The sequence below is a fragment of the Leifsonia virtsii genome (assembly GCF_030433675.1).
Classification (GTDB): Bacteria; Actinomycetota; Actinomycetes; order Actinomycetales; family Microbacteriaceae; genus Leifsonia; species Leifsonia virtsii.
Map to the genome: position 1 here is coordinate 645946 of NZ_JAROCB010000002.1, position 23597 is coordinate 669542.

Consider the following 23597-nt stretch of genomic DNA (forward strand, 5'->3'; position numbering starts at 1 on the left):
TCGGTGCTCAAATGAGCGGTCTACCCCTGAACGAGTTTTCTGTACGTTCACACACGAGAAACAGTCCCGTTCGACGGATTCTCTACGTTGGCCGCGGACCATCCCACACGCACCTCACCGACCGAGGAGAACAATGTCAACCAGATTCGGCAGGCTGGCGCGCGCCGCGGCCGCCGCCATCGCGGGAGCCGGCCTCGCGGCCGGTGCGCTCGTCGCGACCCCCGCGTTCGCCAGCACGGACGGCAGCGGTGTCGTCATCAATGAGGCCTACCTCTCCGGCGGCAGCGCCGGGGCGGCCTTCACGAACAAGTTCGTCGAGCTCTACAACCCGGGCGACAGCGCGGTCAGCCTGGCCGGCTGGAGCCTGCAGTACCGCCCCGCGACCGGCACGGCGGCCTCCACCGGCGTCGTGCCGCTGACCGGCTCGATCGGCGCGAAGGGCTACTACCTCGTCGGCGGCGGCTCCAACGGCTCGAACGGCCAGGCGCTGCCGACGCCGGACCTGGCGAGCAACGCCCTGAACCCCAGCGGCACGACGGGCACGCTGATCCTGGCCAAGACGGCCTCCGCCCTCACGCTGCCGACCGGCTCGGTGACCGGGAACGCGAGCGTCGCCGATCTCCTCGGCTACGGCACCTCCAACACGTTCGAGACCGCGAAGGCGACCGCACCCAGCGGCAACACCGACGTGAAGTCGCTGGTGCGCACGAGCGCGAAGGACACGGACGACAACAGCGCCGACTTCACCCTGAGCGCGACGATCACCCCGCAGAACGCGGCGTCGGCGCCCGGCGACCCGGGCACGGGAGACCCCGGGACCGGCGACCCCGGCACCCCGGGAGACACCCTCCCGATCGCCGAGATCCAGGGCACCGGCGACACAAGCCCGAAGGCGGGAACCACGGTGACCACCTCCGGCGTCGTGACCGCGCAGTACGCGACCGGCGGCTTCAACGGCTTCTACATCCAGACCCCGGGCACCGGCGGCGCGGTCGACCTCGCGACGCACACCGCGTCCGACGCCGTCTTCGTCTTCGGCTCGTCCTTCGCCGGACAGGTCGCCGCGGGCGACTACGTGAAGGTCACCGGAGCGGTCAGCGAGTTCAACGGGCTCACGGAGATCACCGCGACCGGTGTGACCAAGCTCGACGCCTCGACCGTCACCGCACCGGTGCCGGCGACCGTCGGCCTGCCCGCGACCGCGGCGCAGCGCGAGAGCCTGGAGGGCATGCTGATCGCGCCGCAGGGCGCGTTCACCGTCACCGACGTCTACTCGGCGAACCAGTACGGCGAGATCGGTCTTGCGGCGGGCGACAAGCCGCTCGTGCAGCCGACCGAGGCCGCGCGCCCCGGCACCGCGGAGTACACCGCCGTCGTCGCCGACAACGCGGCGCGCGCGGTCACGCTCGACGACGGCGCGTCGACCAACTTCCTCAGCAACGCGAACAAGTCGAAGCCGCTGCCCTACCTGTCGGTCACGAACCCGGTGCGCGTGGGCGCCCCGGTCGCGTTCACCAAGCCGGTCATCCTCGACTACCGCAACAACACGTGGAAGTTCCAGCCGACCAGCGAGCTGACCCCGGCGAACGCGGACGCGGTCCAGCCGGTGACGTTCACCAACACCCGAGCGGCGGCCCCGGAGAACGTCGGAGGCGACCTGCGCCTGGCGACCTTCAACGTGCTCAACTACTTCACCACCACCGGTGACCAGCTGACCGGCTGCACGTTCTACACCGACCGCGACGGCAACCCCATCACGGTCAACAGCGGCTGCGACGCCCGCGGTGCCGCGAACGCGGAGAATCTGAAGCGCCAGCAGGACAAGATCGTCTCGGCCATCAACGGCCTCACGGCGGACGTCGTCTCGCTGGAGGAGATCGAGAACTCGGCCCGCTTCGGCGAGGACCGCGACTCCGCCCTCAGCACCCTCGTGGCGGCGCTCAATGCGGCCGCAGGCGGAGAGGTTTGGGGCTACGTGAAGTCCCCGTCGGCACTGCCGGCGACCGAGGACGTCATCCGCACCGCGTTCATCTACAAGAAGGCGACCGCGGAGCCGGTCGGCGCGTCGAAGATCCTCGACGACCCGGCCTTCTCCAATGCCCGACAGCCGCTCGCGCAGGCCTTCAAGAAGGTCGGCGCGAAGGACTCCACGGCGTTCCTCGCGATCGTGAACCATTTCAAGTCGAAGGGTTCCGGCTCGGGCGCCGACGCGGACCAGGGCGACGGACAGGGCGCCTCGAACGCCTCGCGCGTCAAGCAGGCGCAGGCCCTGGTGGCCTTCGCCGACGAGCGCAAGGCGGCGCTGAAGACCGACAAGGTGCTCCTCATCGGCGACTTCAACGCGTACCTGAAGGAGGACCCGATCAAGGTCCTGACCGACGCCGGCTACGTCGACCAGGTCAGCACCCGCACGTCGAAGGCCACGTACTCCTTCGGCGGCACGGTCGGCTCCCTCGACCACGTGCTCGCCTCGCCCGCGCTGAACAGCACGATCACCGGCGCGGACGTCTGGAACATCAACTCGGGCGAGTCGGTGGCGCTGGAGTACAGCCGCTACAACTACAACGTCACGAACTTCTACGAGCCAGGACCGTACCGGTCCTCCGACCACGACCCGATCGTCGTGGGGCTCGGGCTCCTGCCGAAGCCGGTGACGCTCAACCTGATGAACATCAACGACTTCCACGGCCGGATCGACGCCAACACCGTGAAGTTCGCGGGCACGATCGAGAAGCTCCGTTCAGAGGCGGGCGAGGCCAACTCGCTCTTCCTCTCCGCGGGCGACAACATCGGCGCCTCCCTGTTCGCCTCGGCCTCGGCCGGCGACATCCCGACGATCGACGTGCTGAACGCCCTCGACCTCAAGACGAGCGCGGTCGGCAACCACGAGTTCGACAAGGGCTACGCCGACCTGACCGGGCGTGTGAAGGACGCCGCGGCGTTCTCCTACCTCGGCGCGAACGTCTACAAGAAGGGCACGAAGGACCCGGCGCTGCCCGAGTACGCGACCTTCCAGGTCGACGGCCTGACGGTCGGCGTCATCGGCGCGGTCACCGAGGAGACCCCGACCCTGGTCTCGCCCGGCGGAGTCTCGACGGTCGACTTCGGCGACCCGGTGGATGCGGTCAACCGCGTCGCCGGCCAGCTCACCGACGGCGACCCGTCCAACGGCGAGGCGGATGTGATCGTGGCCGAGTACCACGAGGGCGCCGGCTTCGGCACGCCCGAGGGTGCGACGCTCGACCAGGAGGTGGCGGCGGGCGGAGCGTTCGCCGACATCGTCACCAAGACGAGTGCGAAGGTCTCGGCGATCTTCACCGGTCACACGCACAAGCAGTACGCGTGGGACGCCCCGATCCCGGGTGTCTCCGGCAAGACCCGCCCGATCCTCCAGACCGGCAGCTATGGCGAGAACATCGGCCAGATCACGCTGACGGTCGACCCGGAGTCGGACGCGGTCACCGCCTACACCGCCCGCAACGTCGCCCGCACGACGGACGCCGACACCGCCCTCGTCGCCGCGTACCCGCGGGTCGCGGCGGTCAAGACGATCGTCGACAAGGCGCTCGCGGATGCGGCCGTGATCGGCAACCAGAAGGTCGGCTCGGTGACGAAGGACATCACCACCGCCTACCTGAACGGTGCGCGCGATGACCGGATGAGCGAGTCCACCCTCGGGAACCTCGTCGCCGACTCCCTGCTGTCGACCCTGTCGCCGGCGGAGCTCGGTGGCGCCGAGATCGGCGTCGTCAACCCGGGCGGCCTCCGTGCGGAGCTGCTCTACGGCACCGACGGCAGCGTCACCTACGCCCAGGCCAACGCGGTGCTGCCGTTCGTGAACAACCTGTGGACCACGACCCTCACCGGGGCCCAGTTCAAGCAGGCGCTCGAGCAGCAGTGGCAGCGCAACGCCGACGGCACCGTGCCGAGCCGGCCGTTCCTCAACCTGGGGCTGTCGAAGAACGTCTCGTACACGTACGACGCCGGCCGCGCCGAGGGCGACCGCATCACGAGCATCATCGTGAATGGGAAGCCGATCGACCCGGCGAAGTCGTACCGCATCGGGTCGTTCTCCTTCCTGCTCCAGGGCGGTGACAACTTCCGCGCCTTCGCGGCAGGGAAGGACACCAAGGACTCCGGCCTGATCGACCGGGACGCCTGGATCTCCTACATCCAGAAGAACAGCCCGCTCTCGCCCAGCTTCGCGAAGCTCGGCGTCGGCGTCAGCGGGGTGCCGACCGGCACGCTGCAGCGCGGCCAGCAGGTCACCCTCCAGGTGTCCAAGCTGAACCTGACCTCGCTCGGCAGCCCGGCCAACACGAAGCTGGACCTCACCTGGAACGGCTCGGCCGCTCTCGGCTCCGCCCCGGTGGACGCCGCGGGCAACGCGACGGTGACCTTCACGGTCCCGGCGGATGCGGCAGGCGCCAGCACGCTGGTGCTGACCGCGCCGGACTCGGGAACGGTCGTGCGCGTCCCGCTCGCCGTGGCCGACGCCCCGTCGAACCCGAAGCCGGGCACCGACCCCAAGGCCGCCAAGGAGTCGGCGCTCAAGAAGGCGCTCGAGGACAAGGTGACCGTCGACAAGGACACCTACAAGCCGGGTGAGGCGATCCGCGTCACCGTGGGCGCCGCGCACGCGGGCGAGTGGGTCTCCGTCTGGCTGTACTCGCCGGCGCAGAACGTCGGCGGCGGCTGGGTGCAGGTGCCGGCGGACGGCGTCCTGAAGCTCACGCTTCCGAAGGACGCGGGCAACGGCCAGCACAAGCTGTCGGTGCAGAGCGCGACGGGCGACGTGATCGGCTGGACGACACTGAAGGTGAAGGCCGACAAGCCGCACACCGGCATCCCGGTGCTCGACTGGCTGCTCGACCTGCTGGACCGCATCTTCGGCTGGTTCTAGCCGGAACGCGGCGGACGCCGGGCGCGCTGATGGCGCGCCCGGCGTTTCCGCGTTCCCGGAGCAGTGGAGAACGGAGGAGGAGTGACGCGGTTCCTTCGCGATCCTCCGCCGCTCGGCGCGCCACACCGCCGATCCGGGCCGCAGCTCCTCCCTTCTCGACGACGGCCGGAAACGGAGGAGGTCGGCCGGCGACACGCCGTCGACTGCGGGGAAGGGAGGAACTCCGCGGCTGGCAGACCCGCCGGCTCCTCCCTTCTCGACGGCTGAGTCGGGTCAGACCTCGAAGTACAGGTGCGCGTGGAGGCTGCAGCCGGGGTTGAACGCGGCGGCGCAGCGCGGGCAGGCGTCCACCTCCAGGTACTCCGCGATGGTCAGCTCGTGCCCGCAGACGCCGCACAGCACGGCGTGCTCGCGGCGGTCCGACCGCGGCCACTGCCGGGCCGGATGGCCGGCCGCCTCGGCGTGGCAGAGGTGGCACGGGTAGTACTCGCCGCAGCAGGCGAACTTCAGCGCGACGACGTCGAGCGGCGTCCGGTAGTGGATGCAGCGGGTCGCGTCGTCGACGACCGGTCCGAGCACGCGCGGCCGGCCGGTCATCGCACGCCCCGCGCGGCCAGGGCCTCGCCGAGCTGGTCGGCGTGCTTGAGCGAGAGGATGAGGAAGGGCACCGCGAAGAAGCGTAACCCCGGGCGCGCGCCACGCGCCCGCTGCGCCTCCCGCACGTCGCCGGCGAGGCGGGCGACGACGGGCACGGTCGTCAAGGTCACGGTCAGCAGCACAGCGGCGCGCTCGGAGTCGAGGCCGAGGCGGTCGAGGGGGCGCAGCCCGCGCTCCACCGCGTCCAGGAGGTCGGTCAGGCGGGTGGTCAGCGACACCAGGCCGGCCAATAGCACCGCCGCCGTGACCCGCGCCGTGTTCGCGACCGCCGCCTCCGGCCCGAGGAGGATCGACTGCAAGCCGAGGGTGATGACGATCAGCCAGCGGAGCGCGAGCGTCTGGCGCGCCAGCTCGCGCATTCCGAGCAGCCCGTCGCCCAGCCCCGCACACGCGTAGACGACGACGACCACGCCGGCGGCCACGGCGGCCGACCACCACCACGATGGAAGGAGCGACACCGCGAGCACCAGTGCCAGCAGGAGCAGCAGCTTCGGACCGGCGGGCATCCGGTGCAGGATGCCGTCCCCCGGCCGGTACAGGCTCAGCACGCGAGCACCGCCTCGTACTCGGCGATGACGTCGGCCGGACGCCCGACCGCCTCCACGCGCCCGCCCGCGAACAGGACGGCCGCGTCGCAGCGAGCCGCCAGGGCGAGGTCGTGCGTGACCAGCACGAGCCGATGACCGGCGTCCGCCAGCAGGTGGTCGGCCACGAGTCGCGCGTTGCGTGCGTCGAGGTAGGTGGTCGGCTCGTCGGCGATCACCAGCTCGGGACGGCGCACGAACGCGCCGGCGAGGGCGAGCAGCTGCTTCTGGCCGCCGGAGAGCTCGTGCGATGACCGCTCCCGCAACTCGGACAGCCCGAAGCGTGCGAGCGTCTCCTGCACCCGTCGCCGTGTCTCGTCCCGGCCGAGCCGGTCGGGACGAAGCGAGAAGGCGACATCCTCGGCGACCGTCGGCATGACGATCTGCGCGTCCGGGTTGCTGAACACCACGGCGACGCGGCGGCGCAGCTCGGCTGCCTGCCGCACCGGATCGAGACCCAGGATGCGCGCGGTGCCCGCGGTCGGCGCCACCAAGCCCGCGGCGAGGCGCGCGAAGGTCGACTTGCCCGAGCCGTTCTCTCCCACGACGGCGACCGTTCGCGCGTCGAGGTCGAGGTCGACGCCGCGGAGGGCGTCGACCTCGCCCAGGCGCACGCCGACCCCGTCGAGCAGCAGAGCGCGCGAGGTCACGGCACCCGCGGCTCGGACGCCTCCGACGCCGGGGCGACGGCAGCCTCCGCCTCCGGCGCAGCCGCGCCGCGCGGCGTCACCCAGTTCCGTCGGAAGGCCCGCGGGTACGCCCGCACCAGCGTCATCACGATCGCGGTCGCGATCACGGCCTTGGCCAGGTCGCCCGGTACGAACACGAGACTCGACTTCGCGATCACGTCGAGCGGCAGCCGCAGCACCAGGCTCGTCACCGGCACCCCGAAGGCGTAGACGACGAGGATGCCGCCCACGACCATCCCGAGGAGCGTGCGCCACCACACCGGCCTGCGGTTGCCCGCGTGGACGATGAGCCCGATGACGAACGCCCCGACGATCCAGCCGAACAGGTAGCCGGCGGTCGGGCCGACGAACACGCCCAGGCCGCCCGTCCCGCCGGAGAGCAGGGGCAGGCCGAGGGCGACGAGCGCCAGGAGGACCGCCATCGAGAGGGCGCCGAGCCACGGGCCCAGGATGGCGCCGGCCAGCATCACGCCGAGTGTCTGCGCCGTGATCGGCACGGAGCCGAAGACGCTGATGCCGCCGGGGAGGCCGAGAACGGCGACGATCGCCGCGAAGACGGCGACGCGGGCGAGGTCGGTGGCGTCGAGCCGGCGTCGGGTGGGAGTCGAGAGGGTCACGGGCGCATCCTTACCTGAACGGTGTTCACCTGAACAGCGTTCACTATACTGACGAGATGGCAGGGAACGAAACCGGACGGCGGCACTCGCGCGACGACGTGGCGGAGGCGGCCCTTCGCATCCTCGATGACCTCGGCCTGCCCGACCTCACGATGCGGCGGCTTGCGTCGGCGCTGGATGTGCAGCCGAGCGCGCTATACCATCACTTCCCGAACAAGCAGTCGATGCTGGCCGAGGTCGCCGACCGCATCGTTGCGGCCCGCCGCCCCGTGGCTCAGCCAGACGTCGCTCCGTGGCAGGCCGCCGTGCGCGCCGAAGCCGACGCCCTGCGCGACGCGCTGCTCGCCTACCGCGACGGCGCTGAAGTCGTCTCCAGCACGCTCGCCCTCGGGCTCGGTTCGCCCGAGACTGTGGAGCGCCTGGCCCGGGCGGTGGCGCTGGGCGGCTTCGACGAGGAGACCTCACGTCGCGCGGCGACCGCGCTCCTGCACTTCGTGCTCGGTCACGTCTCGCACGAGCAGCAGCGGCTGCAGTACGACTCCCTCGGCGTGCTCGCCGACGCCGAGACGTCGCCGCTCGACGAGGACGACCCGGCTGCTGCCTTCGCGTTCGGCGTTGGGCTGCTGGTCGGGGGACTGGAGCTCAGTCGCTCCCGAAGGTGACCTTCCAGCCGCCCACGACGTGCACGGCCAGGTTGTAGAGGGCGGCGAAGATCGCGCCGAGGGCGGACACCACGATCACCTCGAGCAGCGCGACGACCAGCGTGAAGGTCATCACGTTCGAGAACGTCAGTCCCGCGACCAGCGCGGCGCCCTGGTCGCCGGCGATGTCGGCCAGGAAGGCGCTCACCGAGCCGACCACGCCGAAGCGGTCGAGCAGCCACCACGCGCCCAGCCCCAGGGCGACCGTGATCACGGCCACGATGATGCTCACCAGGAACGAGATCTTCAGGGCGGACCAGAAGTCGATGTAGACCAGCCGCATCGTCGCGCGCTTCTTCTGCTTCTTGCCCCGAGACGCCATTCCCGACCTTCCCCACTGCAGCTCCGGCCGTCGCCGGCGCTCCCCGGCCGCCAGTCTACGGGACGGCCGCCGCTGCACCCGGAGGCCGAGCCTGAGAGTCCATACCGATCGTCCGGTTCCGGGGGTAGACTCGGGATGTCTCCCGGCGCGGCCGTAGCGGATTGGGGGCGCTGCGGCCGGGTCGGCTGCGACGCGAAGGCCGCGGACTCAGCGCACGAGCTCCGTCAGCGACCGCAGCCGCTCGAACTCGGCCGGCGGCACGATCCCGGGCAGCAGCACCGTCCACAGGTCCCTGACCCGCGCGAGCAGGTCGGCCCGGTGCGTCAGAGTCTCCGAGACCAGCTGGATGCCGGTGTACGCCGGCACCACGACGCTCGCGAGCATCGTCGTGTCGATCTCCGGCCGCAGGTCGCCCTCCTCGGCCGCGCGGCGGAACAGGGACTCGGCCGTGTGCAGCCAGTCCTCGTAGGGCTCGGTCACCGGCGGGTCGAACAGCGACACGTCCGTCGTCAGCCGGATGCCGGCCGACACCACGGGGTCGGTCAGCAATTGCCGTGCGAGCGCGACGCTGAGCAGCACCATCGTCTCCAGCCCCGGCCGCCCCTCGTCGACCACGCGGGCCGCAATCGTCATCGTCCGCGCGTGCTGCTCGGCGATGACGGCGCGCGCCAGGTCGTCCTTCGACGGGAAGTGGAAGTACAGAGCGCCCTTGGTGACGCCGGCCTCCGTGGCGATGTCCGCGATGGAGGCGAGGCCGTAGCCCCGGCGGCCGAACACCGCGGCGGCACCCGCCACGATCGTCCCGCGTGTGACGTGCGCCCGCTCCTGCTTCACCATGATGGCCCTCACGTTAACGCACAGTTCCCGTGCGCGGGATGGATGATCTGCTCGCACAGCGTAGCGTTGGGCTTGCCGGGTGCGCTCCGTGCGCTCGGACCATCATCGACCGAGCCGAGGGAGCACCGCATGCCGACTGTCGCCGACACCATCGTCGAGATCCTCCAGGATGCCGGGGTGAGCCGCGTCTACGGCATTCCCGGCGACTCGCTGAACGGCTTCACGGATGCGCTCCGCCGCAGCAGCGGCGCCATCCGCTGGGAGCACGTGCGGCATGAGGAGGCGGCGGCGTTCGCGGCCTCGGCGGAGGCGGCGCTGACCGGAGAGCTCGCGGTGTGCGCGGGCAGCTGCGGCCCCGGCAACACCCACCTCATCAACGGCCTGTACGACGCCAACCGCAGCCGTGTCCCCGTGCTCGCCATCGCCGCGCAGATCCCCGGAGCGGAGATCGGCAGCGGCTACTTCCAGGAGACGCACCCGCAGGAGCTCTTCCGCGAGGCCGCGGTCTACACGGAGCTGGTCAGCCAGGCCGACCAGATGCCGCGCATCCTCGAGATCGCGATGCGCACCGCGGTCGAGCGCCGCGGGGTCGCCGTCGTGGTCGTCCCCGGCGAGATCTTCCTGGCCGACAGCGCGGGCCGCAAGAAGTCGGCCCCGATCACGTTCTCGCCGCGCGTGACCCGGCCCACCGATCCCGAGCTGGCCGCCGCCGCCGACATCCTGAACTCCGCGAAGCGCGTCACGATCCTCGCCGGCGCGGGCGCCGAGGGCGCGCACGCGCAGCTGGTCGAGATCGCGGGCGCCCTCAAGGCCCCGATCGTGCACGCCATGCGCGGCAAGGAGTTCGTCGAGTACGACAACCCGTACGACGTCGGCATGACCGGACTGCTCGGCTTCTCCTCCGGCTACCGCGCGATGGAGTCGTGCGACGCGCTGCTCATGCTCGGCACCGACTTCCCGTACCAGCAGTTCTATCCGTCGAAGGCGAAGATCGTCCAGGTCGACATCCGCGGCGAGAACCTCGGCAGGCGCGTCCCGCTCGACCTCGGCCTCGTCGGCAGCGTCAAGGACACGGTGGAGGCGCTGCTCCCGCTGCTCGACCAGCGCACCGACCGCAAGCACCTCGACTCGTCGCTGGCCCACTACGCCAAGACCCGCAAGAGCCTCGACGACCTGGCCGTCAACGACCGCAACCGCACGCCCATCCACCCGCAGTACGTCGCGCGGCTGGTGAGCGAGCTGGCCTCCGACGACGCGGTGTTCATCCCGGACGTCGGATCGCCGGTGGTCTGGGCGGCCCGCTACCTGCACATGAACGGCAAGCGGCGGCTGATCGGGTCGTTCACCCACGGCAGCATGGCCAACGCGCTGCCGCAGGCGATCGGGGCGCAGACCGCGTTCCCGGGGCGGCAGGTGGTGGCGCTCGCCGGCGACGGCGGGCTCGCCATGCTGCTCGGCGAGCTGCTCACCCTCCGGCAGAACAAGCTTCCGGTGAAGATCGTCGTCTTCAACAACTCCTCGCTGAACTTCGTGGAGGTGGAGATGAAGGCGGCCGGGTTCGTCACCTTCGGCACGGGCCTCGAGAACCCGGACTTCGCCAAGGTGGCCGAGGCGGTCGGGTTCTACGGGCGGCGCGTCGAGCGGCCGGACGAGCTGGAGGGCGCCCTCCGCGACGCGTTCGCGCACGACGGCCCCGCGCTGGTGGACGTGGTGACCGCGCGGCAGGAGCTCAGCATCCCGCCGGCGATCACGGCCAAGCAGGTCGGCGGGTTCACGCTCTACGCCCTGCGGACCATCATGAACGGCCGTGGCGACGAGCTCATCGACCTCGCCGACACGAACGTGTTCCGGCGCCTCTTCGACTGAGAACAACGAATTTCTGTATTCCGCGTTATCAACGGTGAACTGATCCGTCTACAGGAGTGAGGGCGATGCTCCAGTCGTCTTCACGACGAAGGGATGGATCATGCTCGAACGCCGGAAACACACGGGGCTCCGGCCCTGGTCGCGCCGCACGCGGTTCGTCGCGGCGGCGGCCGCCGCGACCGCCGTCGCGCTCTCGTTGCTCACCGGGACGGCCGCCAGCGCCGCGCCGAAGGGCTACCTCGCTCTTGGCGACTCCTACGCCGCCGGGCAGGCGATCGGCGGGGTGAAGGGAGCGGACGCCGCCTGTCTGCAGTCGGCGCACAACTACCCCTCGCAGGTGGCCGAGAACCTCGGGCTGACACTCACCGACAACACCTGCAGCGGGGCCGTGCTCGACGACGTGTTCACCACGTCGGCGGCCGGCCGGGCGCCGCAGGCGAGCGCACCCGCCGACTCGATCTCGCTGATCACGCTCACCATGGGCGGCAACGACCTCGGCTTCGCGCCCATCCTCACCCAGTGCCTCGCGGTCTCGCCCGCCGGCCCGCTCACCGGCGGCGACGCGTCCTGCAAGGCGAAGCACACCGCGAACGGCACGGACGACGTGCTGGCGAAGCTGACGAACGAGGTGACGCCGAAGTTCGCCGCGACGCTGGCGAAACTGCGCTCCACGTACCCGGCCGCGCGGATCATGGTCGTCGGCTACCTTCCGCTGATGCCCGACGCGGCGCACACGCCGGCCGGAGGCTGCTACTCCAAGCTCACCTTCCAGGGCACGAGCTTCCCGTTCGTCACGAGCGACCTCGAGTGGATGAACTCCATCCAGCGCGCGATGGACGTGCAGTTCGACCGGGCGGCGGAGGACGCGGGCGTCGAGTACCTCTCCCAGCTGACGGTGGCGGCCGGTCACACGGCCTGCTCGGCGGCCGGCGCTCCGTACATCGCACCGCTCACGATCAACGGACTCTCCGGTGCGACGCCGACCTCGCTGCACCCCAACGAGGCGGGGCTCGCGTTCGCCGGGCAGTCGGCCACGTCGGCGCTGAGCACGCGGGCGGCCTTCCAGGGCATCCGCGGCCAGCTCGTGCCGCAGGGAGGCGACGCGTACGAGCTGCAGATCGTGGTGCCGAAGACGCTCGGCGACATGCCCGACGTCTTCGCGTCGAAGAACGGCCAGTACCTGGCCAACGTCAAGGGAGGCAGCGGCTACTACCTGAGTAAGCGCGTCGGCGCCCAGACCATCACGTACGCCCAGCCCGTGACCGTGGCGCCGCGCGATCAGGTCGAGCTGCGGGTGTACCAGAACGGCACCCGTCAGGTGCTGACGCCGCTTCCCGATTCCTTCCGAGGGGTGACCGGCCAGCTGGTCCGCACGGGCGACACGACCTACTCGCTCCAGGTGTGGGTCCCGCTGAACACGCTGTACCAGACGCCCGACGTGTCTGCCCGGGTCAACGGTGCGTACTCCGGACACGTCAGCGGCCCGTACGCCTACTACCTCGACCTGGGTTCGGCACCGGGCTACACCGTCTACTCGAGGACGGTCACGCTGAAGCCGGGCGACACGGTCGTCCTCAACGTCACCTCGACCGGCGAGAAGCAGACGCTGAGCTAGTTGATGCAGACCTTGTCGCTGTAGTTGGTGGCGGGGCCGGTCGGCGTGGGCGAGGGCTGCGGTGCGGTGGTGCCGCCGCCCGAGCCCCCGCCGCTCGAGCCGCCGGCGCCCGGCGCAGTGGGCATGATGCCGTCCTCGCCGAGGATGACGGTGACCGTGCTGACGTCGGCGGTCTGCTGCACCGCCGCGCCCGGCAGGTAGGCGGCCACGGCCTTGGCCTGCGCCTCCTTGCCCGCCGGGTACTGGATGACCGTGGTCGGCCGCGAGTCGGCGTCGCCAGGGGTGCCCGTGCGGAAGCCCGCGGCGGCGAGCGTCTGGGTGCCCGTGGTCGCCGCACCGTTCTCGCTGCCGCCGTTCAGGACCGTGACCGAGGTGTCGGCCGGCTTCGCCGCGGTCGCCTTGTCGTAGTCGCTCGGGGTGCCCATGAGGCTCTGGATGAACGCGGGCATCGCCGCCGTGTCCACCTCGACGATGGACAGGTCCTCGCCGTCGACCGTGATCGTCGGCGTGCCGGTGATCGGGATGGTCGCCGACTGGATCTTGCCGCCGGTCAGGCCCTGCAGCTGCGCCGCGAGCTGGAGGAAGTTGAGGCCCGGATCGGTCTCGAGCGAGCCGCTCACCGCATCCAGCACCTTGGTCAGCTTGCCCGGGTTCAGCAGCGTCCCCGCGGAGAGGAACTTGTGCGCCTCGACCGAGAGGAAGTACTGCTGCCGCACCACGCGGTCCAGGTCGCCGCGGGGGAGCCCGTGGCGCTGACGCACGAACGACAGCGCCTGCTTGGCGTCGAGGGTCGAGACCCCGGCCGGGAAGTTCGCGCCGGAGTACGGGTCGTCGACGGCCTCGTTGAGGCACACCTGCACCGGACCCAGCGCCTGGGCGATCGTGTAGAAGCCGAGCAGCGAGACGCGCACGTAGTGGTCGATGCTGAGCCCGGTCAGGTTCTGCACCGTCTGGATGAGCAGCTTCGCGCCGGCCGTCGGGTCGGACGCTCCGCCGCCGAGGGAGAAGGCGGCGTTGAGCTTGTTCATGCCGTGGCCGGGCACGTCCACCCACGAGTCGCGCGGGAGCGAGATGAGCGTGGCCGACTTCCCATTGGCGGGGATGTGCAGCACCATCATCGTGTCGGTGTTGGTGCCGCCGCCGTCCTCTGTGGTGCTCAGCTGGTCCAGCTCGGCCTGGGTCGCCCCGGCCGGGCGGTGGTCGTCGCCGACGAGCAGGATGTTCTGGTCCTGGCCGTCCACGTCGTTGCCCGACTTGGAGATGACGTCGACGTGCTTCACACCGCCGACGAACCGGAAGTAGCTGTAGGCGGCATAGCCGCCGACCACGATCAGCAGCACGGCGAGGGCGCCGGCCGTCCAGGCGATGATCCGCTTGGTGCGGCGGCGCTTGCGGGAGCCCTTGCCGCGGCCGGGGCCCGTGCCGCCGGCTCCGCCCGTGCCGTCGTCGCCGCCGCGGCCTCCGCCGTCGCCGCCGCGGCCTCCGCCGTTGCGTCCGCCTCCGCCGTTGCGTCCGGCGCCCTCACCGCCGAGCCCGGGCGCGTCGCCGCCGAGCCCGAACGGGTCGAACGGCGCGGGCGTCCCGCCCCCCGTCGGCACGCCGGAGGCCGGCCTCGTGGCGCGGACGGGTCGGCGCGGGTCGGTCGGTGGCACGCGTCCGAAGACCTCGGTCGCCGGCGGCTGCTGGTCGCTGCCGTCGGCGCCGGGCCCGGAGGCGGGGAAATTCGGGCGTCGCACACGGAAACGCTAGGGGGCGTCGGCTTGGAACCCGCTGGTTTCGCGCCGTGTTCCCGACGAATCGCCAGGAATTCCGCCACGGCCTCCCAGCGGACGGCGGTCGATCGGGGCCGCGGCCGTGTGAGAACGCTCACCTTCGCGGCGGTGCCGGGCGTGCCGGCGTGCCCGCGGTCAGTCGTCGCAGTCGTCCTGCTGCGGGCAGTCCTCGTCCGAGATCGCCGTGTTCATCGTCCGCGCGATCCCGAGCAGGGCGTCCTGCTGATCCGATGTCAGCGCGTCGAACAGGATGCGGCGGATGGTCGCGGAGTGCTTCGGCAGCGCACGCACGACCACGCGGCGTCCCTCGCCCGTGAGGTGGATCCACATGGCGCGCCGGTCCTCCGCGCACTCCTGCCGTTCGACGAGGCCGCGGGACACCATCCGCGTCACCTGGTGCGAGACGCGGCTCTTCTCCCAGCCGGTGATATCGACCAGGTCGCGTACCCGAAGTCGTCGGCCGGGCGAGCGCACGAGAGCCATCAGCACCTCCAGCTCGGAGATGGAGATGCCGTCGTCGTGCTGGAGCTGAGCGTCGAGGGTACGGTCGAATCCGCGGCGCATGAGGTGGAAGGCGCGGAACAGCTCCAGCTCGTCGTCCGTGAGCTTGCGCGGGTCCGGACGGGTGCGCGCGGTGGCCATACGCCATCCTGACACGTCGGGCAGGCGATGCAGTGGCCTCAGTGCGCGAGCGACTCCAGGAAGACGACCAGCACACCGAGCGCGACGAGCACCAGCAGCACCGCGAACTGCCTCCAGCCGGAGAGACCGGTGCGCGACACCGCGATGCGTGCGATGACGGCGAGCGAGGCGATGAGGGCGACGATCGCGATGACGAGTCCTGTGCGGTCCTCGATCACGTCGAACACGGCCAGCCCGATGCTGATCAGCGGCACGACCAGCACGCCGAGAGCGCGCGACGACACCGCCACCATGTGCCGGAACTCCCGCACCGACGGCAGGGTGCTGTGCGCGATCATGTGCGAAACGAGGTCGGAGGCGAGGCCCGCGAGCAGGACGCCGATGACCGAGACGACCAGCGTCCACAGGATGCCGGGGGAGTCGAGCGCGTCGCCGTGCGCGTTCGTCGCCATCAGGATGGCGAGCGTCGTGAACGTGACGTAGATCCGCTCGCGCAGGCGGTCGCCGGCCTGGCGGCGTTCCTCCTCCGTCGCGTCGGGCGGGAGATGCGTGTCGTCGTTGCGGTGGATGCGCTCGTCGGACATGCCGCGAGCCTAGCGGGAGGCCCGGGAATGATCGGCGCAGTGACCGCGTTCGCGTTGGATGACACGTCATCAAAAGGAAGGCTGACATGACGAAGATCGCGATCATCATCGGGAGCACCCGCCCCGGACGCAACGGCGAGGCCGTCGCCCGCTGGGTGTACGAGAACGCCGCAAAGCGCACCGGCGTCGAGTACGAGCTCGTCGACCTGAAGGACTGGGACCTCCCGCACCTCGACGAGGCGATGCCCGCCGCCATGGGGCAGTACGCGGGAGAGCACACCAAGGCCTGGGCGGCGAAGATCGCCGAGTTCGACGGCTACCTGTTCGTCACCCCCGAGTACAACCACAGCACCTCCGGCGCGCTCAAGAACGCGATCGACTACGTCGGCGCTGAGTGGTACAACAAGGCGGCCGGTTTCGTCAGCTACGGCGTCTTCGGCGGCGCCCGCGCGGTCGAGCACCTCCGTCTCGTGCTGTCGCAGCTGCAGGTCGCGACCGTGAGCGCCTTCGTGGGCCTGAGCCTCGCGCACGACTTCGAGAACTGGCAGCTGAAGCCGACCGAGCAGCAGACGGCCGCGCTGACGCCGCTGTTCGACCAGCTCGAGTCGTGGTCCGGCGCCCTCGCCACCGTCCGTACGGCCTCCGCCTCGGACGAGGACCAGGACGAGGACGACGCCGCGGCCTGACCCGCTTCGCGCACATCGCTTCCGGCGCCGCCGTCACCGCGGTCCCGGGTGAGACCTGCCCGGTCTGCCGGCTTCGCTACGTCTGGCAGACCGGGCAGTAGTACGTCACCCGTTCCTCCAGCTCGGTGCGCCCGAGCGACGACGAACGGATGGGCGTGCCGCATCGCCGACATGGCTGGCCGCGCCGGCCGTAGACCCAGGTGTTCCGTCCGCGCCGGGTGTCCCCGGTGGTGACGCGTACTGTGCGGTCGCGGTTCGCCGTGATGAGACGGTGGCCGAGAGCGACCGCCGCCGGCAGGTCGGCCTCGCGCACCGGCCGGGTGGGCAGCATCCCGCGCAGGAAGCAGAGCTCGTTGGCGTAGACGTTGCCGAGCCCGGCGAGGTTCCGCTGGTCGAGTAGGGCGACCGCGACCGGAGTGTCGGGATGCTCCGCGAGCCGCCGCAGAGCCTCGTCGGCGTCCCAATCCGGCCCGAGCAGGTCCGGTCCGAGGTGACCGACCACGTCGTCCTCGCGCTCGCGCGGCAGCACCTCCAGGATCCCGAGCTGGAACCCGACCGCCTGCGCGCTCTCGGTGGTGAGCACCGCGCGCGCCTGGTAGCCGGGATGCCGCCAGCGGCCGCCCGGCGGGTACACCTCCCACGAGCCCTCCATCTTCAGGTGGCTGTGGATGGTCTGGTCGCCGACGTGCATCAGCAGATGCTTTCCGCGGCTCACCACCTCGTCCATCCGCTGCCCGGAGAGGTCGACCGTCGCGTACTGGGGAACGCGGAAGTCGGTCGCGGTGAGCACCTGCCCGGCGAGGGTGCGATGGAGCCGCTGCGCCGCCTGGTAGACGGTGTCGCCCTCAGGCACGGGCGCGTCCCGGGACCAGGGCCGGTGTCGGCTGGGCGGGTGTCGACCGGGCCGTTCTCGTGTCGGTCATCCGCGCAGCCTCAGCCCGCGCGGCGTGGCGAGGAAGCCCGCCTCGGACAGTGCGTCGCCGAGCGGTGAGCCGAGCACGAAACCGCCGTTGACGGTCTCGACCGCGAGCTTGTCGACCCGGCGGCCGGTGACGAGCGCGGCGAGGGCCCGGGCCGCCGCAGCGAGCATGTGGGGAGCGTCGGCGTCGGCCGGTTCAGCGGGTTCGGCAGCGCCTCCGGAAGCGGTCGCGGCACCGGGGACGAAACAGAGCAGGCTCTTGCCGCCGCGCTCGACGTAGAGGGCGAGCTCGCCGTCGACCAGCACCACCAGGGCGCCGGCCTTGCGGCCCGGCCGATGGCCCGTGCCGCTCTCGCCGGGCACCGCGGGCCACGGCAGGGCGGCGCCGTACGGGTTGGCGGGGTCGGTGGCCGCGAGCGCGACCGCCTCGAACGGACGCTGTTGGGTGTGGTCGCGCGCGTACGAGCGCAGCCGGTCCACCGTGGCGCCGCTCGCGAACTGGGCGGCGCCGAGCGTCTCGATGAAGTATCCGCGCCGGGCGCGGCCTGTCTCCTCGAAACCGCTGAGCACCTTGTAGGCGAGGGCGAAGCCGCCCGGCGTGCCCTCGTTCATCACCGAGCCGCGGGTGACGACGCCGTACCGGTCGAGCAGGGTCTCGGCCTGCCCGTGGGCGCGCACCGTCGAGTCGAGGTCGCGAACGGGGAGCAGCGACCAGCGGCCGGCGACCGTCGGCGGCCCCATCCGGGTCACCATCGCCGAGCGGGTGGCCGCCCTGCCGCGGTACATCCTCGCCCGCGTCGGCTGCCGTGGTCGCTTGTGGGCGCCGGAGCCGCCGGCGGTGAGCGTGCGCAGGGGAGCGAGGGTGTCGTTGGTCACGCGCCCGCCCCAGACCAGGTCCCAGAGCGCGGTGACCAGCTCGGCGTCGTCGATCGCCGAGCCGCGCTCGGCGCCGAGCGTGTCGGAGAGCTGCCGGAAGAAGTACCCGCCGCCCCGGCCCAGGGCCTCCAGGATGCCGCGCTGCAGCTCGTCGGGCTCGTGATCCGAGGGCGGGGCGAGCGTGAGAGGGGCGCTGTCGGCCAGGTGCAGACTGATCCAGCCGTCGTCGCCGGGCAGGCTGCCGTCGCCCGCCCAGATGACCTCGCCGGTCGCGGTCAGCTCGTCGAGCATGGCCGGGCTGTAGTCGGAGACGCGGCTGGGCAGCACGAGGGACTCCCAGGCGGACGCGGGGATGCGCGCGCCGGCCAGCTGCTCGATCACCGAGGCCACGGCATCCACCCCGCGCAGCGTGGAGCCGACGTGCTGCCACTCGGGAAGGAAGCGCCCGTACGTGGTCGTGTCGACCGGCTCGACCTCGTGGCGGAGCGCCGCGAGGGACATCCGCCGCAGCCGGCGGAGCACTTCGGCGTCGCTCCACTCGCTGCCGTGCGCGTGCGGACGGAACTCGCCCTCCACCACGCGTCCGTCGCGTGCCAGCCGGCGCAGGGCGTCGTGAACGATCGCGGGCCCCAGCCCGAACCGGGAGGCGACCTCGGCCGTCTCGAACGGACCGTGCGTGCGGGCGAAGCGGCTCACCAGGTCGCCCAGCGGGTCTTCCACAGGCTCGATGAACGCGACGGGCACGCCGATCGGCAGCGGGACGCCGAGCGCGTCGCGCAGGCGGCTGGCATCCTCGATCGCGGCGAACCGCTCCACCCCCGCGATCGTCACCACGAGAGCACGGCGGGTGTCGACCAGGGTCGCCAGGTGCGCGGAGGCCGTCTCGCGGTCGGCGTGCGGCGTCGCGGCGACGTCGTCGGCGTCGGGGCCCGACGACGTCTCATCGGGATCGGTCGCCGCGCTGGCGACCGCAGCGGCGTCGGCTTCGAGTCGTTCGGCCACCTCGTCCACCGACAGCGGGCCGAGCAGGCGCAGCAGATCGGCCACGCCCTCCACACCGCGCACGCGCCGCTCCGGGGCGAGCCGCTGCAGCTGCAGCTCGACGCGCTCGATGACCGCGGGGTCGAGCAGTTCACGCAGCTCGGCACGGCCGAGCAGCTCGGCCAGCAGACCGGCGTCGAGCGAGAGCGCGGCGGCGCGGCGTTCGGCGAGCGGGCTGTCGCCCTCGTACATGAACGCAGCGACATATCCGAACAGCAGTGAGCGGGCGAAGGGCGATGCGGTCTCGGTCGCGGCCTCGACCAGCCGGATGCTGCGCTGCTCGATCTGCTTGGCGACGTCGGTGAGGGCGCCGAGGTCGTAGACGTCTTGCAGAACTTCGCGGATGGTCTCCAGGATGATCGGGAAGCTCGGGTACTTGCGCGCCACATCCAGCAGCTGCGCCGCCTTCTGCCGCTGCTGCCAGAGCGGGGAGCGCTTGCCCGGGTTGTACTTCGGGAGCAGCAGCGCCCGAGCCGCCGACTCGCGGAACCGCGAGGCGAACAGGGCCGACCCGCCGACCTCGGCGGTCACCAGCTCGTCGAGCTCGGCCGGCTCGAACACGAACAGCTCGCCGCCGGGCGGCTGCGCCTCGGTGTCGGGGATGCGCACGACGATCCCGTCGTCGGCCGCCATCGCCCCCGCGTCGATGCCGTAGCGCTCGCGCACGCGCGCCTGCACCGCCAGCGCCCACGGCGAGTGCACCTGCATGCCGAACGGGGAATGCAGCACGACGCGCCAGTCGCCCAGCTCGTCGCGGAAGCGCTCGACGACGAGCGTCTTGTCGGTCGGGACGTGTCCGGTCGCCTCCTTCTGCTCGCGCAGGAAGGCGAGCAGGTTGCTCGTCGCCCAGGCGTCGAGCCCGGCCTCGACGCAGCGGAGCTCGGCGTCGGCGGGGGAGGCGCTGCTGAGCTCGCGGGTGAACGCTCCCACCGCGCGACCGAGTTCGGCCGGTCGCCCGATGCCGTCGCCCTTCCAGAACGGCAGACGCCCGGGCTCGCCGAACGCGGGCGTGACCAGCACGCGGTCGTGGGTGATCTCCTGGATGCGCCAGCTGGTCGAGCCCAGCGCGAAGACGTCGCCCACCCGCGACTCGTAGACCATCTCCTCGTCGAGCTCGCCGACCCGGCTGGCCTTCTCGCCCACCATGTAGACGCCGAACAGGCCGCGATCCGGGATGGTGCCGCCGCTCGTGACGGCGAGTCGCTGGGCGCCGGGGCGACCGGTGATCACCCCGGTGTCGCGGTCCCAGACGATGCGCGGGCGCAGCTCGGCGAACTCGTCCGACGGGTACCGGCCGGCGAGCAGGTCGAGGGTGGCGTCGTAGGCGCTGCGCGGGAGGGTGGAGAACGGTGCGCTGCGGCGGACGATGTCGAACCAGTCGTCGGCGTCGATCGGCTCGAGCGCCGTGGCGGCGACCGTCTGCTGCGCCAGGATGTCGAGCGGGTTCGCGGGCACCCGCAGCGACTCGATCAGTCCGGCGGTCATCCGCTCGGTCGCGACCGCCGAGTGGATGAGGTCGGCCCGGTGCTTCGGGAACACCACGCCGCGGGAGATCTCGCCCACCTGGTGGCCCGCGCGGCCGACGCGCTGCAGACCGCTCGCGACGGAGGGCGGTGCCTCGACCTGCACGACCAGGTCGACCGCGCCCATGTCGATGCCGAGCTCGAGGCTCGACGTGGCGACGACGCAGCGGAGCCTTCCCGTCTTGAGGTCGTCTTCGATCAGCGCCCGCTGCTCCTTGCTCACCGAGCCGTGGTGGGCCCGCGCCAGCACCAGCGTCTCGGCGTCGGCGACCGCCTGCGACCCGCGCGTCTGCCCGGAGCCGCCCATGAGTTCCGCCGGCGCCCGCCGAGGGGTGTCGCCGTCGGGGGCGCCCGTGTCGACGGCGCCGCCCAGCACGCGCTCCTCGTAGATCTCGTTGAACCGGGCGGTGAGCCGCTCCGCCAGCCGCCGGGAGTTGGCGAACACGATGGTGGACCGGTTCTCCAGCACCCGGTCGACGATCGCCTCCTCGACGTGCGGCCAGATGGAGCCGGCCTGCGGCGGGGAGCCGTCGCCCGGGTTCTCGCTGGCGTACGTCGACGTGCCGAGCTCGCTCATGTCCTCGACCGGGACCACGACCCGCAGGTCGAAGCGCTTGCCGGAGGGCGGCGCCACGACCTCCACCGGTGCGTCGCCCGCCAGGAAGCGCGCCACCTCCTCCGGAGGACGGACCGTCGCCGACAGCCCGATGCGCTGCGCCGGGCGTTCGAGCAGCGCGTCGAGACGCTCGAGCGACAGCGCCAGGTGGGCGCCGCGCTTCGTGGACGCGACGGCGTGCACCTCGTCGACGATCACGGTCTCCACCCCGGCGAGCGTCTCGCGCGCCTGGGAGGTGAGCATCAGGAACAGCGACTCCGGCGTGGTGATCAGGATGTCCGGCGGGTTGCTGAGCAGCGCCCGCCGGTCGGAGGCCGGGGTGTCGCCGGAGCGGACGCCGACGCTCACGTGCGGAGGCTCAGCCCCGAGGCGCTTGGCCGTCTGGGTGACGCCGACCAGAGGGGCGCGGAGGTTGCGCTCGACGTCGACGCCGAGCGCCTTGAGTGGAGAGATGTACAGCACGCGCGTGCCCGCCTTGGCCTCGGCCGGGCGGGGATCGGTGGCGAGCCGGTCGATCGCCCACAGGAACGACGCGAGCGTCTTGCCCGAACCGGTGGGCGCGATCACCAGTGCGTGCTTGCCATGCGAGATCGCCTCCCACGCCCCCTGCTGCGCTGCCGTGGGCGCGGCGAAGGCCCCGCGGAACCACTCGCGGGTCGCGGGGGAGAATCGATCGAGCACGTCGCTCATCCCCCCATCCTGCACCCGACCACCGACACTGTCAGGGGCGGCCGCAAGACCTGTGGATAACGCTCAGCGAGGCAGGTTGCCGCGGATGAACGTGGAGATGTCGCCGAGCTCGAGCGGCGAGATCGCGTGGCCCATCCCCTCGTAGATGCGCGCGTCGAGGGCGGAGTGCTGCGGCAGCCACTCGGTCGTGCGGGAGAGCGAGGTGGCCGGGATCGCGTCGTCGAGCGTCCCGCGCCCCCAGAACACCGGGACCTGCGCCTGCGCGAGCTCCGCATCCCGGGGCTGCGAGCCCTGCACGACGAACCCGGAGAGCTGGACTGCATAGTCGAAGCGCTCCGGTGCGTGCCGGAGCAGCTGTAGCGCCATCGCACCGCCCTGGGAGAAGCCGAGCAGGCCGGTGGGCACCCGCGGCTGCTCGTCGAGCCACTCGAGCACGGCGCGGGCGGCGGCGTCGGCATTGCCCGCGAGCGGGTCGCCCGGAAGGTTCGTGAAGCGCGAGAACCACGCGAACCCCGCGCCCTCGGGGATGGGCGCGCGCAGTGACGCGATCACCGGCTCCAGCGGGAGGTAGGCGGCGATTCCGAAGAGGTCGGCCTCGTCTGAGGCGTACCCGTGCAGGAGGACGAGCAGGGGGCGACCGGCGCGGTCGCGCTCCGACGCGGACCACAGCACGGCGTCGCGGTCGATTCGCAGGTCGGGAGCGGGGAAGGGCACCCTCCATTCTGATCCCACCCGGCATTCCGTCCACAGCCCCCGTCGGAGTGCCGCCCATCCACAGATCGTCTTGTCCCTCGTAGGTGGATGCATGCCCCTTCCGTAGGATTCATGCATGAGCGTACGCACTCCCGATCCGGACCCAACGCCCGATCCGCTGCCCGGCGACGGGCCGCAGCCGGGCCCCGCCTGGCTGTCCGACATCGAGCTGGAGCAGATCCGGCGGCGGCTTCCGCTGCTCTATGTCGAGGCGGTGCCGGTGCGGGTCGACGGGCTCGGGCAGGTGACCGAGGTCGGCATCCTCTTGCGGGCCAACGCCGTGGGCCAGATCACGCGCACGCTCGTCTCCGGCCGCGTGATGTACGGCGAGACACTGCGCGAGGCGCTCTTCCGCCACCTGGAGAAAGACCTCGGGCCGATGGCCTTCCCGCAGCTGCCGGCGAGCCCCGTGCCCTTCCAGGTAGCCGAGTACTTCCCGATGCCGGGGGTGTCGCCGTACACCGACGAGCGTCAGCATGCTGTCTCGCTCGCCTACGTGGTCCCGGTGACGGGCACGTGCGACCCGCGCCAGGATGCGCTGGAGCTGACCTGGATGACGCCGGAGGAGGCCACGTCACTCACGGTGAGCGAGGAGCTGGAAGGGGGCAGGGGCGCGCTCGTCAAGGCGGCGATGGCGTCGCTCGGTCGCATCGCCTGAGCCTTCGCGACCGCTTCGGATCGCCTCTTGACGAGCTTGGCTAGTG

The 23597-nt window shown here is 71.5% G+C and carries 18 protein-coding genes; 6 read left to right on the forward strand and 12 right to left on the reverse strand.

Features of this window, described 5'->3' with window-relative positions:
• Positions 1-133 precede the first annotated feature (133 nt).
• Positions 134-4903 (forward strand): ExeM/NucH family extracellular endonuclease, encoded by a 4770-nt coding sequence (locus tag P5G59_RS09080; protein ID WP_301218164.1) that lies wholly within the window; start codon positions 134-136, stop codon positions 4901-4903.
• A 273-nt stretch (positions 4904-5176) separates the two neighbouring features.
• Here the strand turns inward: P5G59_RS09080 and P5G59_RS09085 are convergent, their stop codons facing one another.
• Genes P5G59_RS09085 through P5G59_RS09100 form a run of 4 tightly spaced genes read right to left on the reverse strand, consistent with a single transcriptional unit; the run spans position 5177 to position 7450 of the window.
• Positions 5177-5500 (reverse strand): CHY zinc finger protein, encoded by a 324-nt coding sequence (locus P5G59_RS09085; RefSeq protein WP_301218167.1) that lies wholly within the window; start codon positions 5498-5500, stop codon positions 5177-5179.
• Complete coding sequence (locus P5G59_RS09090; RefSeq protein ID WP_301218169.1) at positions 5497-6108, reverse strand: CbiQ family ECF transporter T component; 612 nt, start codon at positions 6106-6108, stop codon at positions 5497-5499. Before P5G59_RS09090 ends, P5G59_RS09085 begins: the two co-directional genes overlap by 4 nt.
• Positions 6102-6794, reverse strand: coding sequence for an energy-coupling factor ABC transporter ATP-binding protein (locus P5G59_RS09095; RefSeq protein ID WP_301218172.1), 693 nt, complete (start codon positions 6792-6794; stop codon positions 6102-6104). The genes P5G59_RS09090 and P5G59_RS09095 overlap by 7 nt, the downstream gene beginning before the upstream one ends.
• Positions 6791-7450, reverse strand: a complete 660-nt coding sequence (locus P5G59_RS09100; RefSeq protein WP_301218174.1) for a biotin transporter BioY — start codon at positions 7448-7450, stop codon at positions 6791-6793. Before P5G59_RS09100 ends, P5G59_RS09095 begins: the two co-directional genes overlap by 4 nt.
• A gap of 56 nt (positions 7451-7506) precedes the next feature.
• Here P5G59_RS09100 and P5G59_RS09105 point away from each other — a divergent pair, with 56 nt between their 5' ends.
• A complete protein-coding gene (locus P5G59_RS09105) occupies positions 7507-8112 on the forward strand; it encodes a TetR/AcrR family transcriptional regulator C-terminal domain-containing protein (protein WP_301218177.1) in 606 nt (201 codons plus the stop codon).
• Here P5G59_RS09105 and P5G59_RS09110 read toward each other — a convergent pair.
• Complete coding sequence (locus P5G59_RS09110; protein WP_301218179.1) at positions 8093-8473, reverse strand: DUF3566 domain-containing protein; 381 nt, start codon at positions 8471-8473, stop codon at positions 8093-8095. The two genes, P5G59_RS09105 and P5G59_RS09110, sit on opposite strands and share 20 nt — an antisense overlap.
• 207 nt (positions 8474-8680) lie before the next feature.
• Complete coding sequence (locus P5G59_RS09115; protein ID WP_301218182.1) at positions 8681-9322, reverse strand: ScbR family autoregulator-binding transcription factor; 642 nt, start codon at positions 9320-9322, stop codon at positions 8681-8683.
• Positions 9323-9439: 117 nt separating this feature from the next.
• On the opposite strand from P5G59_RS09115, the gene poxB reads away from it, so the two are divergent.
• Both poxB and P5G59_RS09125 read left to right on the forward strand, forming a co-directional pair.
• The gene (gene poxB, locus P5G59_RS09120; RefSeq protein WP_301218184.1) at positions 9440-11176 is read left to right on the forward strand and encodes a ubiquinone-dependent pyruvate dehydrogenase; all 1737 of its coding nucleotides are present in this window, start codon (positions 9440-9442) and stop codon (positions 11174-11176) included.
• Positions 11177-11276: 100 nt separating this feature from the next.
• Positions 11277-12791 carry an SGNH/GDSL hydrolase family protein gene (locus P5G59_RS09125; protein ID WP_301218187.1) on the forward strand — a complete coding sequence of 505 codons (1515 nt, stop codon included), beginning with the start codon at positions 11277-11279 and terminating at the stop codon, positions 12789-12791.
• Here the strand turns inward: P5G59_RS09125 and P5G59_RS09130 are convergent.
• The 3 genes from P5G59_RS09130 to P5G59_RS09140 form a co-directional block, all read right to left on the reverse strand.
• Complete coding sequence (locus P5G59_RS09130) at positions 12788-14527, reverse strand: LCP family protein (protein WP_301218190.1); 1740 nt, start codon at positions 14525-14527, stop codon at positions 12788-12790. The genes P5G59_RS09125 and P5G59_RS09130 overlap by 4 nt on opposite strands.
• Before the next feature lie 171 nt (positions 14528-14698).
• The gene (locus P5G59_RS09135) at positions 14699-15205 is read right to left on the reverse strand and encodes a MarR family winged helix-turn-helix transcriptional regulator (RefSeq protein ID WP_301218193.1); all 507 of its coding nucleotides are present in this window, start codon (positions 15203-15205) and stop codon (positions 14699-14701) included.
• 38 nt (positions 15206-15243) lie between these two features.
• Positions 15244-15789 carry a hypothetical protein gene (locus P5G59_RS09140; RefSeq protein WP_301218196.1) on the reverse strand — a complete coding sequence of 182 codons (546 nt, stop codon included), beginning with the start codon at positions 15787-15789 and terminating at the stop codon, positions 15244-15246.
• An 86-nt stretch (positions 15790-15875) separates the two neighbouring features.
• On the opposite strand from P5G59_RS09140, the gene P5G59_RS09145 reads away from it, so the two are divergent.
• Positions 15876-16475: an NADPH-dependent FMN reductase gene (locus P5G59_RS09145; RefSeq protein WP_301218199.1), complete on the forward strand. Its 600-nt coding sequence runs from the start codon at positions 15876-15878 to the stop codon at positions 16473-16475.
• A 76-nt stretch (positions 16476-16551) separates the two neighbouring features.
• On the opposite strand, the gene P5G59_RS09150 is transcribed toward P5G59_RS09145, so the two are convergent.
• From P5G59_RS09150 to P5G59_RS09160, 3 genes are all read right to left on the reverse strand, one after another.
• Positions 16552-17328: a DNA-formamidopyrimidine glycosylase family protein gene (locus P5G59_RS09150; RefSeq protein WP_301218201.1), complete on the reverse strand. Its 777-nt coding sequence runs from the start codon at positions 17326-17328 to the stop codon at positions 16552-16554.
• Positions 17329-17394: 66 nt separating this feature from the next.
• Positions 17395-22140 (reverse strand): Lhr family ATP-dependent helicase, encoded by a 4746-nt coding sequence (locus P5G59_RS09155; RefSeq protein ID WP_301218204.1) that lies wholly within the window; start codon positions 22138-22140, stop codon positions 17395-17397.
• A gap of 63 nt (positions 22141-22203) precedes the next feature.
• A complete protein-coding gene (locus P5G59_RS09160; protein ID WP_301218207.1) occupies positions 22204-22854 on the reverse strand; it encodes an alpha/beta hydrolase in 651 nt (216 codons plus the stop codon).
• Positions 22855-22969: 115 nt separating this feature from the next.
• Here P5G59_RS09160 and P5G59_RS09165 point away from each other — a divergent pair, with 115 nt between their 5' ends.
• Complete coding sequence (locus tag P5G59_RS09165) at positions 22970-23551, forward strand: NUDIX hydrolase family protein (RefSeq protein ID WP_301218210.1); 582 nt, start codon at positions 22970-22972, stop codon at positions 23549-23551.
• The last annotated feature ends 46 nt before the right edge of the window (positions 23552-23597 follow it).

Bases quoted from the DNA above. Each gene is read 5' to 3' on its own strand.
- P5G59_RS09080 (WP_301218164.1), top strand. From the start codon at position 134: ATGTCAACCAGATTCGGCAGGCTGGCGCGCGCCGCGGCCGCCGCCATC.
- P5G59_RS09085 (WP_301218167.1), bottom strand. From the start codon at position 5,500: ATGACCGGCCGGCCGCGCGTGCTCGGACCGGTCGTCGACGACGCGACC.
- P5G59_RS09105 (WP_301218177.1), top strand. From the start codon at position 7,507: ATGGCAGGGAACGAAACCGGACGGCGGCACTCGCGCGACGACGTGGCG.
- P5G59_RS09110 (WP_301218179.1), bottom strand. From the start codon at position 8,473: ATGGCGTCTCGGGGCAAGAAGCAGAAGAAGCGCGCGACGATGCGGCTG.
- poxB (WP_301218184.1), top strand. From the start codon at position 9,440: ATGCCGACTGTCGCCGACACCATCGTCGAGATCCTCCAGGATGCCGGG.
- P5G59_RS09125 (WP_301218187.1), top strand. From the start codon at position 11,277: ATGCTCGAACGCCGGAAACACACGGGGCTCCGGCCCTGGTCGCGCCGC.
- P5G59_RS09135 (WP_301218193.1), bottom strand. From the start codon at position 15,205: ATGGCCACCGCGCGCACCCGTCCGGACCCGCGCAAGCTCACGGACGAC.
- P5G59_RS09140 (WP_301218196.1), bottom strand. From the start codon at position 15,789: ATGTCCGACGAGCGCATCCACCGCAACGACGACACGCATCTCCCGCCC.
- P5G59_RS09145 (WP_301218199.1), top strand. From the start codon at position 15,876: ATGACGAAGATCGCGATCATCATCGGGAGCACCCGCCCCGGACGCAAC.
- P5G59_RS09155 (WP_301218204.1), bottom strand. From the start codon at position 22,140: ATGAGCGACGTGCTCGATCGATTCTCCCCCGCGACCCGCGAGTGGTTC.
- P5G59_RS09165 (WP_301218210.1), top strand. From the start codon at position 22,970: ATGAGCGTACGCACTCCCGATCCGGACCCAACGCCCGATCCGCTGCCC.